The 16,344-nt window shown below is 50.7% G+C and carries 12 protein-coding genes; 2 read left to right on the forward strand and 10 right to left on the reverse strand.

Features of this window, described 5'->3' with window-relative positions:
• Window positions 1–48: 48 nt before the first annotated feature.
• From BUE18_RS17500 to BUE18_RS17545, 10 genes are all read right to left on the reverse strand, one after another.
• Complete coding sequence (locus BUE18_RS17500) at window positions 49–1,305, reverse strand: glutamate-5-semialdehyde dehydrogenase (RefSeq protein ID WP_073477480.1); 1,257 nt, start codon at window positions 1,303–1,305, stop codon at window positions 49–51.
• Window positions 1,302–2,492, reverse strand: coding sequence for a glutamate 5-kinase (gene proB / locus BUE18_RS17505; protein WP_170868398.1), 1,191 nt, complete (start codon window positions 2,490–2,492; stop codon window positions 1,302–1,304). Before proB ends, BUE18_RS17500 begins: the two co-directional genes overlap by 4 nt.
• A gap of 57 nt (window positions 2,493–2,549) precedes the next feature.
• Window positions 2,550–3,560 carry a GTPase ObgE gene (obgE, locus tag BUE18_RS17510; protein ID WP_073477481.1) on the reverse strand — a complete coding sequence of 337 codons (1,011 nt, stop codon included), beginning with the start codon at window positions 3,558–3,560 and terminating at the stop codon, window positions 2,550–2,552.
• The gene (gene rpmA, locus BUE18_RS17515) at window positions 3,557–3,811 is read right to left on the reverse strand and encodes a 50S ribosomal protein L27 (RefSeq protein WP_015948848.1); all 255 of its coding nucleotides are present in this window, start codon (window positions 3,809–3,811) and stop codon (window positions 3,557–3,559) included. The genes obgE and rpmA overlap by 4 nt, the downstream gene beginning before the upstream one ends.
• Before the next feature lie 22 nt (window positions 3,812–3,833).
• Window positions 3,834–4,151, reverse strand: coding sequence for a 50S ribosomal protein L21 (gene rplU, locus BUE18_RS17520; RefSeq protein ID WP_015948847.1), 318 nt, complete (start codon window positions 4,149–4,151; stop codon window positions 3,834–3,836).
• A 94-nt stretch (window positions 4,152–4,245) separates the two neighbouring features.
• Window positions 4,246–5,838, reverse strand: coding sequence for an Rne/Rng family ribonuclease (locus tag BUE18_RS17525; RefSeq protein WP_073477482.1), 1,593 nt, complete (start codon window positions 5,836–5,838; stop codon window positions 4,246–4,248).
• Window positions 5,839–5,865: 27 nt separating this feature from the next.
• Window positions 5,866–8,355: a TIGR03960 family B12-binding radical SAM protein gene (locus BUE18_RS17530; RefSeq protein WP_073477483.1), complete on the reverse strand. Its 2,490-nt coding sequence runs from the start codon at window positions 8,353–8,355 to the stop codon at window positions 5,866–5,868.
• A gap of 127 nt (window positions 8,356–8,482) precedes the next feature.
• Window positions 8,483–10,921, reverse strand: coding sequence for a DNA topoisomerase (ATP-hydrolyzing) subunit B (gene gyrB / locus BUE18_RS17535; RefSeq protein ID WP_073477484.1), 2,439 nt, complete (start codon window positions 10,919–10,921; stop codon window positions 8,483–8,485).
• 4 nt (window positions 10,922–10,925) lie between these two features.
• A complete protein-coding gene (gene dnaN, locus BUE18_RS17540) occupies window positions 10,926–12,056 on the reverse strand; it encodes a DNA polymerase III subunit beta (protein WP_073477485.1) in 1,131 nt (376 codons plus the stop codon).
• 290 nt (window positions 12,057–12,346) lie between these two features.
• The gene (locus tag BUE18_RS17545) at window positions 12,347–13,906 is read right to left on the reverse strand and encodes a DUF4301 family protein (RefSeq protein ID WP_073477535.1); all 1,560 of its coding nucleotides are present in this window, start codon (window positions 13,904–13,906) and stop codon (window positions 12,347–12,349) included.
• A 243-nt stretch (window positions 13,907–14,149) separates the two neighbouring features.
• Between BUE18_RS17545 and BUE18_RS17550 the strand changes: the two genes are divergently transcribed.
• Together BUE18_RS17550 and BUE18_RS17555 are read left to right on the forward strand one after the other, a co-directional pair.
• Entirely contained in the window at window positions 14,150–15,487 is a 1,338-nt protein-coding gene (locus BUE18_RS17550; protein ID WP_073477486.1) for a glycosyltransferase family protein, read from the forward strand.
• Window positions 15,477–16,337, forward strand: coding sequence for an HAD-IIB family hydrolase (locus BUE18_RS17555; RefSeq protein WP_073477487.1), 861 nt, complete (start codon window positions 15,477–15,479; stop codon window positions 16,335–16,337). Before BUE18_RS17550 ends, BUE18_RS17555 begins: the two co-directional genes overlap by 11 nt.
• Window positions 16,338–16,344 lie beyond the last annotated feature (7 nt).

The following is a 16,344-nucleotide window of genomic DNA, read 5'->3' on the forward strand; positions in this document are numbered from 1 at the left end:
GGAAAATCCTCGTCCGGTTTTGTAATTCTTGGGTGTTCCTTTTTACAATCAGCTTCTGATCTGGCCCTGGCCTTCCACCACAAACTTGGTTGCGGTGAGCTCTTCCACGCCCATGGGACCGAATGCGTGGAGCTTGGAGGTGCTGATGCCTATCTCCGCACCCAGGCCCAATTGCCCGCCGTCGTTGAACCGGGTGGAGGCGTTGACCATGACTGCCGAGGCGTCCACCTCGCGGCAGAACCTTTTTGCGCGGGAATAGTTATTGGTCACGATGGTTTCAGTATGAAGCGAGCCGTATCTGGCGATATGGTCCATGGCTTCGTCCATATCCTTCACTATCTTGACCGCCAGAATCAAATCCAGAAACTCCGCGGGCCAATCCTCTTCCTGGGCGGGCTTGGCGTCTTTGAGGATTGCGCAGGTTTTGGGGCAGCCCCTGAATTCCACGCCGTCCTTGCTCAATACTTCATAGACCTTGGGCAGAAAAGCCGCCGCCTCGGCCTCATTGACCAGCAAGGTTTCCACGGCGTTGCAGACGCCTGGACGCTGCACCTTGCCGTTTTGGCAGATATTGACGGCCATGTCATGATCTGCTGAGTCATCCACATACACGTGGCATACGCCCTTGTAATGCTTCAGCACGGGAATGCTGGAGTTGGTCACCACAAAACGGATGAGGCCCTCCCCTCCCCTGGGGATGACCAGGTCGATGTATTCTTCCTGGGCCAGCAATTCCTTCACCGCCTCGCGGTCGGTCATGGGCACAAGCTGCACTACGGTTTCGGGCAAGCCGTTTTTGGCCAGGGCCTTGGCGATAACCTGACCCAGCGCCCGGTTGGAATGAATGGCTTCGGAGCCGCCGCGCAGCACCACGGCGTTTCCGGCTTTAAGGCAAAGGCCTGCAGCGTCGATGGTTACGTTAGGGCGGGATTCGTAAATCATGCAGACCACGCCCAGGGGGATGCGCATTTTCCCTACGGACAAGCCGTTGGGGCGCTGCCACATTTTAACCATGGAGCCGACCGGATCGGCCATGGCCGCCACTTCTATCAAACCCTGGGCCATGGATTCTATGGTGGCTTCCTTGATGGTCAAGCGGTCGATCATGGCGGAGCTCAGGCCGCTTTCCTTGGCCGCCTCCAAATCCTTGGCGTTTTCTTCGTATAAAAAGGATGCTTCTTCCTTAAGCAGGGCGGCAATGTCTGTGAGCACCTTGTCTTTTACCTGGCCCGAACATTTGCCGATTTCCCGGGAGGCCGCGCGGGCCGCCTTGGCCATATCGAGTATGATTTCATTTACACTCACGGATTTTCCTCCTGATCTTCAAATGTAACGACTAAATTGTCACGATGAATGACTTCGTCATAGGCTTTGTGCTTTAAAATGCCTTCCAATTCGGAGCTTGGCTTGCCTTTTATCTTTCTGGCGTCGGCCGAGGAATAATTGGTAAGCCCTATCCCCAACTCCCTGCGATCCAGGTCCACAACGCGAACCGGAGCGCCCACGCCAAAGGCGCCTTCCACGGATTTTATACCCACGGGAAGCAGGCTTTTGCCATTATTGACCAAGGCGTTGGCGGCGCCCTTATCGATCATAAACAGCCCCTTTGGATTGGCGGCGAAGCCCAGCCAGCATTTTTTGCCCGCCATTTTTTTATTTTTGGGGGCGAATAGGGTCCCTACTTCTTCCCCATCAAAGATTTTTTTTAAGACGCCGGGAGTCGCCCCGCCCGCCACAATCATGGGTATGCCGGCGGCATGCGCCTTTTTGGCGGCGATAACCTTGGAAGCCATGCCTCCGGTGCCGTGCTGGCCTGTATGGCAGCTTGCCGACTGTTCCAGGGCTGAGGTTATCTTTTCGACGTATGGGACTATCTTGGCGTCTGAACAGGTTTTGGGATCGCTGGTGTACAACCCGTCGATATCCGTCAGATTGATCACCACGTCCGCGTCCAGCAATTGAGCGATCATGGCGGACAGGTTGTCGTTATCCCCGAATTTTAACTCAGCAACCACCACCGTATCGTTTTCGTTGATAATAGGCAACACCTTCCAGGCCAATAGGGTCTGAAGGGCGTTTCGGGCGTTCAGGTAGCGTCTGCGAGCCGCCAGGTCATCCCGGGTAAGCAGCACCTGGGCGACCTTTATATTATGCTTTTCAAAAGCCAGTTCGTATTCATTGATAAGGCTGGCCTGCCCCACGGCGGCTGCGGCCTGCTTTTCCGGAATTTCAGTAGGCCTTTTGGCAAGCTCCATTTTGCGTACGCCTGCGGCTACAGCGCCGGAGGATACCAGGATAACTTCCCGGCCGGCGGCATGCAGTTCAGCCAGTTGTTGGGAAAGATTTTTGACCATTTTCAAATTAAGGCCGGTTTCCTCGGTCAATATGCCTGAGCCGACCTTGACCACCACCCGTTTGACGCAGGAGAAAAACTCCTTGCGATTGCCAGCGCCTGAAAATACAGCGCCATTATTATTGGCTTGGCCTTTCATAATAAACCTGAATTCTATAGGAAATGATAAATAAAGCTGAATGCCGGCCTGAATAAATCAGGATGGTCGGCGGCCCGGTTCGCGGAGTTGGGCGAATATGGCTTCAATAAGTTCGTCCAGTCCCTCCCCTAATATAGCAGAAATCTGCAATACCTGCAGATTCCCACAAGATTGCTTAAAAAGGCAAGCGCCTTCTTCAGCTTCGGGAAGGTCCATTTTATTTAAAACCACAATTTGGGGCTTTTCGCCCAGAGCCTGATCATAGGAACTGAGCTCCTTATTGATGGCCTGGTACGATGCCAAGGGGTCTTCGGCAGTCACCTGAGAGGCGTCGATGAGATGGATAAGAAGGCGGTTGCGCTCTATATGACGCAAAAACCGGTGGCCAAGGCCTGCGCCCTGGGCTGCGCCTTCAATAAGGCCGGGGATATCGGCGATGACAACAGGCTCTCCGTAGGGATCCTGAAGCACTCCGAGACTGGGAGCCAGGGTGGTGAACGGATAAGCGCCGATTTTGGGTCTTGCGGCCGTAAGGGCTGTGATGAGGCTGGATTTGCCTGCGTTGGGCAAGCCTACAAGGCCGACGTCCGCCAGGAGTTTGAGTTCCAGCTTAAGGGTTTTCTCCTCGCCTTCCTCGCCTTCCTGTGCGAACTTGGGGGCACGGTAGGTGGAGGAGGTAAAGTGCTTGTTGCCTTTACCTCCCCTACCGCCGTGACAAACTATGCACCGTTCCTCTTCAGCAGAAAGATCCGCTATTATTTCGGATGTTTCCGCATCGCGGACAATCGTACCCACGGGCACTTCAATAAGGAGATCCTCCCCATTTTTTCCGTGTCGGTTGGCTCCACTGCCGTGTCCTCCACGTTGCGCCTGGAAACGATGTTTATAACGAAAATGATAGAGGGTGTGCTTGGCTCGCGTGGCTATAAGCACCACGTCTCCGCCTTTGCCTCCGTTGCCTCCGTCCGGTCCGCCCCTGGGGATGAACCTTTCGCGCCGGAAGCTGACGCACCCTCTTCCGCCATCGCCTGATTGTACAAGCAAGGTGGCTTCGTCTACGAATTTCACACCGGGTATACGCTCACTTTTTTCTTATCGCGGCCCTTGCGTTCGTAGGCGACTTTGCCATCGATGGTGGCGAACAAAGTGTAATCGCGGCCCATGCCCACGTTTTCGCCGGGATGAATTCTGGTGCCCACCTGGCGAACCAGGATGTTGCCGGCCCGAACGATTTCTCCGCCGTAGCGTTTTACGCCCCGGCGTTGGCCGTTACTATCCCTGCCGTTTCTTGAGCTACCGCCAGCTTTCTTATGTGCCATGACTCAATACTCCTGATATCGCTTAGGCTCCGGCCTCGATCTTGTTGATCTTGAGAGCCGTGAAAGGCTGCCGGTGACCTTGTTTTTTTCTATAGCCCTTGCGCCTTTTAAACCTGAAGACCAAGACCTTTTTGGCTTTGCCCTGTTCCACAATCTGGGCGTCTACAGCCACATTTTCCACAGTGGGCTGACCCACCTTCACGTTTTCGCCGTCGGAAAAAAGCAGGACCTGGTCCAGGCGCACGGTGTCTCCGACCTCGCCGGGGAGTTTTTCCACCCGGACGATTTCGCCTTCACCTACTTTGTATTGTTTTCCGCCGGTAGCTATTACGGCATACATTGTTATTTAAACCTCCTTGACATCATTTCAAAAAACCGGTCAAGCAAAACCGATCTTATAAAGACAAAAATCCGACCTGTCAACGGAAAAAGAATCAACCACCGGATATTGGGGCGGAGTCCATGAACTCCATAATCTCAAAACGTTCAATATGCAGGGCGGGATCCGCCTGAATTAAAATGGGCGTTTCAATCCGTTGCTCCAAGGAAAGAACGGTGGTGTTTTCCTCTTCCAATAAAAATCGGGCTATCTCCGGATGCGCCTTTACGGATATCCGGGATCCTTGGATATCGTAGGATTGGCGCAAAATTTCCCTGTAAATATTGTGGCAGATGCTCTTTTTGGAAAGGACGATGCCCTCTCCATCGCAATAAGCGCAAGGCTCTGACAACTGGCGATTGATGTTTTCCCGGGTCCGTTTCCGGGTCATTTGAATCAATCCCATTTCCGACATGGGCAGGACGTTGGTAGTGCTCCGGTCTTTTTTCAGGGTTTCCACCAGAACCTGATACACTTTGTCCCGGTCTTCCAGCTTTTCCATATCGATAAAATCAATGACGATGATTCCGCCGATATCCCTCAACCGCAACTGATAGGCGATTTCCTTCAGCGCCTCCAGGTTGGTCTTGAGGATGGTTTCGGAAAGATCCCCCTTGCCCACGTAACGGCCGGTGTTTACATCAATGGAAACCAGGGCTTCGGTCTCCTCGATCACTATGTAGCCGCCGGACTTGAGCCACACCTTTTTCCGGCCCAAGCGGGAAATGTCCCCTTCCAACTGATAGGCGTCGAAAATTGGCTCGCGGCGGTCGTAATACTGCACGGCGTCGCGCAATCCGGGCATGTTGGGCTCCAGAAAATCCTGGATTTCCCGATATCCTCTTTCCGAGTCGATCACCAGCCTGTCCACTTCCTTGGTGAACAGGTCCCTGACCGACCTCAGGCTGGCTGAAAGCTCCTGATGCAGCAAAGACGGGGCCGAGCACTGCCAATAGCGATGGACCACGCGTTTCCAGACCCTGGTGAGGAATTCCACCTCGTGGGTGAGTTTTTCAGGCCCTATTCCTTCGCACACGGTGCGCACGATGTAGCCAAAAGGCTCCTCCCGGGACTGCATCAGTTGCTCTTTTAAGCGGTTGCGCTCTCCGGAATCCGTGATGCGGCGGGACACCCCAATATGGTTGGTGGTGGGCATGAGCACCAAAAAGCGGCCGGGAATCGTGATTCGGGAAGTGACTCTGGCGCCTTTTTTTCCAATGGGCGACTTGGCCACCTGCACCATGATCTCCTGGCCTTCCCGGATCATATCCTCAATACTGGGCCGAATGCGGGGAGGCCTGATTATTCTGGCGGCCTCCTCGATTTCATCTTCCTCGTCCCCGGCGTCCAGCAGAATGACTTCCTGATCCTCCTCATCCTCTTCCTGCATGAGGGGGGAGCCGGTTTCATCCGAAGGAAAGTCCATGACCACGTCGTCAACATATATAAAGGCGGCCTGATCCAGACCTATATCCACAAAAGCGGCTTGCATGCCGGGCAAAACCCGCATGACCCTGCCCTTATATATATTGCTGACAATATCGGATTCTCCGGTGCGTTCGATATATAACTCGGCAAGAGCGCCGTCCTCCACCAGAGCCACCCTGGTTTCAAATCCGGCGTCATTAATTATCAGTTTTTTTTCCATTGCATTTTTACCCCTTATTGCTAAGGGTCAACTCCCTGCGTTGGGTGCGGGCTGCTTAACCACGCGGCATCCCGCCAACGATTCGGGAGAGAGTCCCAATATATGACCGAGAATCTCCATGGGCCGGATGCTCTTTCCCGGAATATTTTTTACAGACAAGAAAAAGGCTCCATCCCCCATTGATTGTATTTCAACCAATTGGGCCAGATCAAGCTCCCATTGCTTTCCCTTATGATTCGTATGCGTTACTATATACTCTTTCGCCTCGTTAAAGACCATTATTTTTTCATCGTGCTCCGGTTCGAGCCTGACCTTGTAATATATAACGTCCGGCTCTCCCGCCCTGGCCCCTTTGGTAAAGGGTTCGCACCGGAACACTTCCAAACCCTCGGGCAAGCGCCCTTCAAGGCGTTCCAACATGTACTCGGGCTGAAAACGGCTGTCTACCGTTATGACGAAATTTTCTTCCAGGCTTTCCATTCCCACCGGCAAGGCCTGAGAAAACGAGACCTTGGGCATGGGATGGAATCCCTTGGAATACATCATGGGAATGCGCGCTCTCCGCAAGGCTCTGTGGACCTGGCTGATCATTTCCAAATGGCCCAGGTGGCGGGCTTCATCCGTTTTGGAATAATAAACCATCAGCTTCCTGTAGTTTATATTTTCCGAGCCCTCCCCGGATTCCTGGTTTTCGATTTTTTCAGGATTTTTTGAAAATATGGGCTGTATATTGGAAAAATCGCACACCCCGCAGGCTGAGCAGGTTTCCTTGCTGCAGCCCGGGGTTTTTTCCACGTTCAGGGCCTTTTGCAACTCTTTTTGAAGGAATTTCTTCGTGGCGCCCATGTCTATATGATCCCAGGGCAAAGGCTCCTCCGTCCGTTTGCCGCCGATGTAGTCATCCGGATTGATGCCGCTGGATTCCATGAGTTCCCGCCAAAGATGAAAATCAAAATGATCGGACCAACCGTCAAACCGGGCGCCTTTATTCCAGGCGTCGACCAGCAAGGGGGCCAGTTTTCGGTCCCCGCGGGAAAATACCCCTTCAATAACGCTGACCTGGGGATTTTGCCATTTTGTTTTAACGCCGGGCCGTTTAAGCCTGTCTTTGATGTAATCCAGGCGCTCCCAAGCCTCATCAATGGAAATCTGGCGAGCCCATTGAAAAGGAGTGTGCGGCTTAGGCACAAAAACCCCAATGCTTGCGGTGATGTCGGCTTTCTTTCCGGCCAAATCCTTTAATTTGTGCACCAGGTCCACGATGCCTTGGACGTCTTCCTGGGTTTCCGTGGGAAGGCCTATCATGAAATACAGCTTAATCAGCTTCCACCCCATATAGAAAGCGTCGGAAACGGTTTGAATGATTTCCTCTTCGCTGATATTTTTATTGATGACGTCCCGCAAGCGCTGGGTTCCGGCTTCCGGCGCTATGGTAAATCCTGTCTTACGGACCTTTTTGATCTCTTCCATCAGAGGCCGGGTAAGGGTTCCTGCACGCATGGACGGGAAAGAAACCGCCACTTGCTGCTTGCTGAATTCCTTCATGATCCCGCTCATGAGCCAATCCAGACAGGAATAATCCCCCACGCTTAAAGACAGGAGGGATATGTCCTCATATCCGGTTTGGGTCAGGGATTTTCGGGCATACTCCATAAGGTTTTCCGGCGTTCTCTCCCGCACCGGGCGGTAAATCATCCCGGCCTGGCAAAACCGGCATCCTCTGCCGCATCCCCGGGAAATTTCCAGGCGCAGCCGGTCATGCACCGGATTGGAATAAGGAACGATGGGATCAATAGGGAAATGCGTTGCATTTAAATCCGGAATAATCGTTCGTTTAACGGAGCCTTGCTTGCCGGGTTTGGGAGAAAGTTTTCCTGATGCTGCGTCAAACTCAAAATGGGAAGGAACGTAGACTCCGCGGATTTCGGCCAGTTTATCCAGAAGATCGCTTTTTACAGGATTTTCCTGATTTTTCCATTCCAGCCAGGCGTCGGCCATTTCCAGGACCGCCTCTTCTCCATCTCCAATCAATATGGCGTCAAAGAAATCGGCAATCGGCTCCGGATTGCAGGCGCAGGGACCTCCACCTATAATCAGGGGGTGATTTTCGCCGCGATCTTTGGAATAAAACGGAATGCCTGACAGATTTAACATAGTGAGCATATTGGTGTAATTAAGCTCATAAAGCAGGCTGATTCCCATCCAGTCGAAATCCCTTAAAGGACGATGGCTTTCCAGAGTGAAGAGATCGATTTTTTCTTCGCCAAGCAGTTTTTCAAGGTCGTCGTCAGGCGCGTAAACCCTTTCGGCCAGGATGTCTTCCCTGCCGTTTAAAATGCTGTACAGAATCTGAATTCCGAAATGGGAGGTTCCAATCTCATAAAGATCGGGAAAAGCCAGTGCGACCTGCAGTTTAACCTCATCAGGCGATTTATGGACGGAATTGATTTCAGTTCCCAGGTATCTTCCGGGCCTGCGGACCCGGGTCAATATTTTGTCTTTTTCCAGTTTATTCATAGCAGCTGACGCTAATACTGCGTCCGATTTTCCCCCTAAAACAGGGATCTAAAAAATTACATTGGGGGAGACTCAATAAAAATGAGTTCTCCCCCAAAAAATTAATCAAGCGGAATTTCACCTGCAATCAAATATCCAGCTGGGTGACCTCCAAGGCGTTGCTCTGGATGAAATCCCTGCGGGGCTCCACCTCGTCGCCCATTAACAGGCGGAACATTTCGTCCGTTTCAATGGCGTCCTCCACCTTGACCTTAACCAACCGTCTTTTTTCAGGATCCATGGTGGTTTCCCACAGTTGGTCCGGATTCATTTCACCCAAACCTTTGTACCGCTGCAGACTGATGCCTTTTTTGGACTCTTCCATCAAGTGATGAAGCAGTTCTTCCTTATTGGGCAGCTCCACGGTTTTTTCTTCGTCTTTTCCCCTGGGCCAAACAACAAAGGCGTCGCCGTTTGCATCCAGGGCTCTTTTGCTGAGCACGGCGCATTTTTGAAAATCGGACGAATAAATAAAACCGCGGCCGATTTTAATGGGCTCCAGCTTATCATAGATGGATACTTCGCTGGTGTCGCCCTGGCCTTGGGCTTTGGGAAGCGGAGTGACCATCAACTCGTACACCCGGCGTTCGTCTGAATAATCCAACTCGCTGACTTCATATCCCTTGGCGATGAGATTGTTCCGAAGCTCGATCATCTTGGCCTCATCTCTGAGCCCGGTCTTGGATATAATGCCGGCCTTGATGACTTCTTCCGCCATGTCGGCGGGGATGCCGCGCCTGTCCAACCTATCCAGGGTAGAGACGTATTCGGTAAGATCGCACAGGAACAAATACATCTGATGTTCGGCCATGGGTTTATCTTCGGTGGTTCTCCTGATGTTTCTGGATTCGCAGATGCGCCTCAGGAGGTATTCGCTCATTTCCTGGTCGTCTTTCAGGTATTTGGCCGCTTTTCCTTTTCCCACGCGATACAAAGGAGGCTGGGCGATGTACAAAAAGCCCTCGTCCAGAATTTCGGGCAATTGGCGGTAGAAAAAAGTCAGCAGCAAGGTGCGGATGTGCGAGCCGTCGACGTCGGCGTCCGTCATGATGATGACTTTGTGGTACCGGATTTTTTTAATGTCGTATTCTTCGGCGCCCACGCCCGTGCCCAAAGCGGTGATCATGTTCTTGATTTCGTCGCTTTGCAATATTTTGTCGAACCGGGCTTTTTCCACATTCAGGATCTTGCCTTTAAGCGGCAAAATAGCCTGGAACTTACGATCCCTCCCCTGCTTGGCGGAGCCGCCGGCCGAGTCGCCCTCAACCAGAAACAGCTCTCTTAACTTGGGCTCTGAAATCTGGCATTCGGCCAGCTTGCCCGGCAGGGTGGAGTCGTTCAATGCGCCTTTCTTACGAGCCAAATCCCTGGCCCTGCGAGCCGCTTCCCTGGCTCTGGCGGCTTCCACCGCACGCATGACCATCTTTTTGGCGATAGAGGGATTTTCCTCAAAAAAGGCGCCCAATTTCTCATTGACCAAACTTTCCACCAGGCCTTTTACTTCGCTATTGCCCAATTTGGTTTTAGTCTGGCCTTCAAACTGAGGATCGGGAATGCGGATGCTCACAATGGCTGTCAGGCCTTCACGAACGTCGTCGCCTGAAATTTTGGTTTGGGCGTTTTTGGCGACATTATCGCTGGAAGCGTATTGATTGATGGTCCTGGTGAGGGCCGCCTTAAAGCCGATCAAGTGGCTTCCGCCTTCCGCCGTGTTGATGTTATTGGCGAAGGTCAGGATGCTTTCGGAAAAAGCGGTGGTGTATTGCAGGGCCACCTCAATTTCAATATTGCTTTTGGCGCCGGACATAAAAATGGGCTTATGCAGGGTGGTCCGGCTCCTGTTGAGGTATTCCACAAAGGACATGATGCCGCCCTTATACAGAAATTCCTCTTTTTCCTCATCGGAGCGTTCGTCCTCCAGAGTAATTTTGATGCCCGCGTTGAGGAAGGCCAGTTCACGCAGCCTCTTACTCAGGATGGCGTATTGGTAGTCCTCATCCGTCATAATAGTGGTGTCGGGCTTGAAGTGGATTTTGGTGCCGCGTTTTTTGGTCTTGCCAATAACCTGGAGGTCGCTGGTTTTCTCTCCCTTGGAGTAGGTCTGATAATAAATCTCCCCGCCCTGGTATATTTCCACTTCCAGAAAGTTGGACAACGCATTCACCACCGAGACGCCGACGCCATGGAGGCCGCCGGAGACTTTGTAAGTGGTGTTGTCGAACTTACCGCCGGCGTGGAGCTTGCACATGACCACTTCCACGGCGGGAATGCCTTCCGTCTTATGGATGCCGGTGGGAATGCCGCGTCCGTTATCTTCTACGGTGACGCTGTTGTCTTCATGAATAGTCACCTGAATGTGGTCGCAATAACCGGCCATGGCTTCGTCAATACTGTTGTCCACCACCTCGTAAACAAGGTGATGCAACCCTTCGGTACTGACGTTTCCAATATACATGGAAGGTCTTTTACGAACTGCTTCCAGTCCTTGTAAGACCTTGATATTTTCAGCGGTGTAGTCTTGTGTCATTATTTTACATTCTCATGGGCATGATGACGGACAGATATCTCGGATCTTCGGGGCCTTCCAAAATGCAGGGCTTGCTGGAGTCCAGGATATTAACCTTGATCATGTCGCTTTTCATAGGATTTAAAGCGTCCAGAAAAAAACGGGGGTTAAAGGCCGCTTCAAATGCCCCGCCATTAAAGGCAATGGGCATTTCTTCGTTGGAATCTCCCAATTCCGGGTTATTCACGCTTACTTCCAGGCGCTGGGGATCCACCTTGAATCGGACGGCCCTGTAACGCTCAGAACATAAGATAGACATTCTTTTCAAAATGGAAACAAAAGGCTGCTTTTCAATCTCGAAAAAAGTTTCCAGATCATTGGGGATGACCAGATTATAGTCGGGATACTCCCCTTCCACCAGTCTGCCGATGATGGTTTCGGCCTCCTTTTGAATGACGAAATAGTTTTTCTGCACCCCAAGGCTTACATTTCCTCCGCCTTCCGAAACCCGGAGGATTTCGGTCATCACCTTTTTGGGCAGGATGACTCCCTTGGCGCCGTCAAAAGCAGGCGGCTGCATGCCTTTTTCCGGTACATAGTCCACCATGGCCAGGCGGTTGCCGTCCGTGGAAACCATACGCAGCCCATTTTTCTCTTCCTGGACGATTTTTTCCAGGTACACGCCTATAAGGTGAGGGCGCTTTTCCTCTGAACTCATGCCGCCGGACAGGTTGGTTTTTTCGATCATGTCGGCGAACACGATGGAATCCAGTTCAAAAAGCTCCATCCCTTCCACTTCAGGCAGTTTTGGAAAGTCATTGGGGTCCATGCCGACGATCTTGTATTGGACCTTGTCCTTGAAAATCTGCACCCAGCCGTTTTCCAGGTCCCGGACATCTATGGCGCCGTGGGGAAACTCCCTGACTATCTCAAACAGCTTTTTTCCCGGAATGGTAATTGTGCCTTCTTCTTCCACGGTGGCTGGATAATGGCCTTTAAAACCGATTTCCAAATCAGTGGCCACCATGGTGATGGTGGAGCCCTGGGCAGAGATAAGCACATTGGCTGTGATGGGGAAGGTGGTTTTTCTACCCGCGATTCCCTGCACTTTTGTTATGCCGTCCAGAAAGATTTCCTTGCTGATTGAAAACTGCATGGCGTTCTCCAGAGTGATATTATTTTAGTTTATTCTAAAAACTTCATAATAAATATAAGGATATTTCATATCTTCAAAAAAAGCAATAGGTCTTTAAAATAATTGAAAATAAATTTTTGAAAATATGTCGACATCCTTGTGAATCAGGCGCTGAAAAATAGGGGCTTTTGAACAGGATTTTTTTCTTTGTTAATAAGTCCCGATTAATCGTCAATTTTGCCGTCCTGGATTTAAACAGCCCGCCGCCGCCAAATCCAGGACCTTTTACCATAGCATAAGATAAGAAAAAATCATACCTGATGGGACGGAAGAAGAAGGTCATTGACGGTTTTTACCGGATTAAAGGCGGCTTTGGACACTTCCACGAAAACCGTGTTCCAGCCCGACATGGATCCGTTCCACAAACCAGGGCGTTCCAGAGCCCTTAAGGGCCGGCCCTCCAGGGATTTTTCCGAAATAAAAACCGCGTCATTATCCACAAAGTCGGTCAGGTCAAATTTGTTTCCCTGATAATCCGTAACTCCGACGACCACATCCACGGGGTTGAAATGGGTGGACGACGAAAAAATATCCGTGGATTTTTGGGATTCCTTGTTGATCTGGGCGCTTTCCACGATTTGGATGGTCGTGGCGCCGTCGCTTCCACGCACCCAAAAAGGGGCGCCGCCCGGATCGCCTTCGTTTTTAACCATGCCGCAAATCCTGACCGGCCGGTTAAGCAGCTTAAGAACAGTTTCTCTGGTTGCTTCGGGAGTCAGGCCGTGAAAATGGGATTTCAGGCCGAATAAGTCCGAGACAAAGTCCACGGCTTCGTTAAGCATGGTAAAATTCGCGTCCTCCCGGGAAAGCATTCGGATGTACTTGAAAGTCCGGTCCTGGAGAAAGACCATAAAACCGCCCAAAGCCTTTTTCCACCGGGATCTTTCGGCCTTCAGGCGGTCGGGAACGACGTTGTCTATATTATTAATAAAGATGATATCGTAATTCAAGGTATTGAGATTTTCCAACAAAGCGCCGTGTCCGCCCGGCCTGAAAAGAATTTTACCGTCATCCGTTCGGAAGGGAATATTATCAGGCGTCACGGCTATGGTGTCCGTGGACGGGGATTGGACGGAGAAATCCACCAGATATTCCACGCCGATAAAGTTTTCATAGGCCCTTTTCAGGGCTTCGAACTTGTCTTTAAAATTTTCCAACTGGCTTTGGCTGACCGTATAGTGAATATGGCAAAAGTGCCCCTGGCTTCTGCCGTATTGGGCGGACTCCACCAGATGTTCTTCAAAGGGGCTTCTCATAAACTCGCCGTAGCGATGGAATTTAATAAGCCCCTTCGGAAACAGGGAGTATCCAAGACCGGAGGCGTCCAGCACCGCGTTTATGATTTCCAGGCATTCTTCGTTGGAATGCCCCGAAGGAACCTCCTTTTTATTTACGGAAAATAACCTATGAATCAGCGGGTAAAAGGCGAATTTTCTCAGATTGGAGACAAACCGCAGAATAAAAAGCGCTGTGGGATCCTTTTCTTTGGCTGCGTCCTCCAAAGCCGGGGCGGTTCCCCTCATTTGCATTTCACGCCAGGCGAACAACTCCTTGAACATCCTGGTGGAAGCTCCTGATGCCGGGATAAACTTAGCTATGGAGCGGTCCTGCAGGGCTTTATCATAAATTTGTACGAAATGTTCGACCTGGCCGGGCTCTAAAATCCTGATGCCGTCGCCGGCCGTGCAGGGCTTGACAATATCCAGATAATTAGGCCCTTTCTCAAAGATGGAAAGCTGCCTTTCCATTTCCTCCAAAGAAACGTTTCTATCCTGAAATTGTTGAAGATCCTCTTTGGTAAATTGACTCATCCCGGACATCCCGATCCTTTCCCTGGGTACAGGCTGTTTTTTAATGATTATACGCTATGTGTATATCATAAAGGTCTTTTCCAGCCAATAAAAACCGGCCTCAAAATTTGACACCGATAGAGTTGTTCATATATTATTAGGTATATGATACTTAAATATATATGTTAGAATTTCAGACTGTTAATAAAATATTAACAAAGGAGGCGCCTTATTTCCGGTTATACTCAGACGCATAAGAATGTCATGACCCTTGAAATCCTGGGGAAACAAGACCGCACCAAACTAAAGGGGCAATTGCGTTACGCGGCCAGAACCAAGAAGCCGGTGCTGGTAATGCCCTGTTTGGCCACTGAGTACACCCTGCCTGAAAATCGACCGGTATTTGAAAATATTCTGGAAAATTTACGGCAGGTTAAATATCTACATAAGGTTATTTTCGGCCTGGACGCGGCCAGCTTGGAAGACGCCATGCTGCTTCGGGATCTTATCAGGCAATATGAGATCAAGGATGCGTTTATCCAATGGAATTCCGGGCCGGTTTTTTCCAAAATTTATGACGAACTGAACGAGGCGGGATTCGGCCTGACCGAACCGGGCAAGGGAAAAAACATGTTCCTGAGCTTTGGGTTATCCCTTGCCTTGGGCTCCGCTTCCACGGCTTTGGTGGATGCAGATATCAGGAGCTTCAGCAGGGTGCAGTTGGATCGCCTGTTATATCCTCTTGTGGTTCTGGATTTTGATTTTTCCAAAGCCTTTTACACAAGAATCTCCGAAAGAAAGCTTTTTGGCCGCGTAACCCGATTGATGCTCAAACCCCTGCTTACCGCCTTAAAACGCCGGTTTGTGGAATATAAAGAATATAAAATGCTGGGTTTGATTGATTTTTTGATACAGTTTAAATACCAGCTTTCCGGGGAAGTGGCCTTTGAGCGGGACCTGCTCAGAAAAATGCGTTTCGCAACCAATTGGGGAGTGGAAATATTCACTCTGATAGAAGTATATAGAAAAGCGGCCGCGCCGGCCCAGGTGGAGTTTTCGGACGAAGCCTTTGACCACAAGCATCAGATTGAGTCGCCGACAGATTCGAGCAAAGGCCTGAACAAGATGGCCATAGACATTGTGACCACTCTGATGAACGCTATTGTCAGGGAGGAAGGGCTTGAAATCACGGATACTTTTTTTCGCGACATAGCCACGACCTACCAGGCGGTGGCCGAAACCAGCATTAAAAACTATTCGTATCTCTCTCGTTTTAACAACCTGATATACGACAGGGACCATGAGGAGTTCCTGGTTAAAGAGGTTTTTAAAAATTCTATTCTTCAGGCGGGCGAAATCCTGACCGCCAGATCGCGGGTGGCTGAAAATTTCCTGAAGGTGGTGCATACTTTTCCGGAATTCAAGCCCTTTTTGGAATCCGGCCTGGCCGACGCCATTCTTTCCATAGAATCCAAATTGGACAGGAGCATCTTTGAAATTCCCCAAACGGTTTCCTGGGAAAGAGTTGAGACAAAAATACCTGATATTTATAATAAATTAAGGATAGCCATAAAAGAAGAGAGAGCCTTCTTTGAGTTATGACGGTAAAATTTTTCCTGTAATTTTTACCGACCTGGACGGCACGCTGCTGGATCACAACACCTATGCCTGGGATAAGGCGGAGCCGGCCCTGGCCCGTTGCCGGGCGGCGAAAATTCCGGTTGTCATGGTTTCCAGCAAGACCAGGGCGGAAATGGAGCCTTTGCAGCTAGAACTGGGTTTGGAAGGTCCATTCATTACGGAAAACGGAGGCGGAGTGTTTTTTCCGGGCAAAGGGGCCCTGAAACCTCCCCCTGAAGCCGAACCGGCCGGACTTCTATATAAATTAACCTTGGGTGTTTCCTATTCCAAGTTGTGCCGGGCTTTGGATGAAACGGCTTTATCATTCAATCTGAAAATGACCGGATTTCATAATATGTCTATCAAAGATATTATGCAATTAACTGGTTTATCCTTGCAACAGGCTGAAAAAGCGGCGAAAAGGGACTTTGACGAACCCTTTGTGCTGGATCCCTCCACTCCTTGCGAAGACGAAAAACTGAGGAAAATATTCCGGGAACAGGGCTTGGAGCTTTCCATAGGCGGACGGTTTTATCACGTTCATGGCAAGGCCGATAAGGCAACAGCACTTGACAAAGTTGCGGCTTGGTATAAAACGAACGGATTCCAGGTGATTTCCGTAGCCCTGGGAGACAGCCAGAACGACTTTTCCATGCTTGGGCGGGCTGATTACGCCTTTTATTTGGGCAAAGGCCCCGTTCCCGCGGAAGAGGTTCCCGGCGTCATTCAGGCTGCGGAGCCGGGGCCATCGGGTTGGAACCGGGCTATCCTGGATTTTTTAACTGAACTCCCCAATATGGGGGCAATCAACAACCCTAACCAAATGGAGTAAGGGGGAT

Origin of the sequence: Desulfatibacillum alkenivorans DSM 16219, from assembly GCF_900142135.1 — a bacterium.
GTDB classification, from domain to species: domain Bacteria; phylum Desulfobacterota; class Desulfobacteria; order Desulfobacterales; family Desulfatibacillaceae; genus Desulfatibacillum; species Desulfatibacillum alkenivorans.

Excerpts from the sequence above, each read along its gene's own strand:
- proB (WP_170868398.1), bottom strand. The coding sequence starts at position 2,492 with ATGAAAGGCCAAGCCAATAATAATGGCGCTGTATTTTCAGGCGCTGGC.
- rpmA (WP_015948848.1), bottom strand. The coding sequence starts at position 3,811 with ATGGCACATAAGAAAGCTGGCGGTAGCTCAAGAAACGGCAGGGATAGT.
- rplU (WP_015948847.1), bottom strand. The coding sequence starts at position 4,151 with ATGTATGCCGTAATAGCTACCGGCGGAAAACAATACAAAGTAGGTGAA.
- BUE18_RS17525 (WP_073477482.1), bottom strand. The coding sequence starts at position 5,838 with ATGGAAAAAAAACTGATAATTAATGACGCCGGATTTGAAACCAGGGTG.
- BUE18_RS17530 (WP_073477483.1), bottom strand. The coding sequence starts at position 8,355 with ATGAATAAACTGGAAAAAGACAAAATATTGACCCGGGTCCGCAGGCCC.
- gyrB (WP_073477484.1), bottom strand. The coding sequence starts at position 10,921 with ATGACACAAGACTACACCGCTGAAAATATCAAGGTCTTACAAGGACTG.
- dnaN (WP_073477485.1), bottom strand. The coding sequence starts at position 12,056 with ATGCAGTTTTCAATCAGCAAGGAAATCTTTCTGGACGGCATAACAAAA.
- BUE18_RS17545 (WP_073477535.1), bottom strand. The coding sequence starts at position 13,906 with ATGAGTCAATTTACCAAAGAGGATCTTCAACAATTTCAGGATAGAAAC.
- BUE18_RS17550 (WP_073477486.1), top strand. The coding sequence starts at position 14,150 with ATGACCCTTGAAATCCTGGGGAAACAAGACCGCACCAAACTAAAGGGG.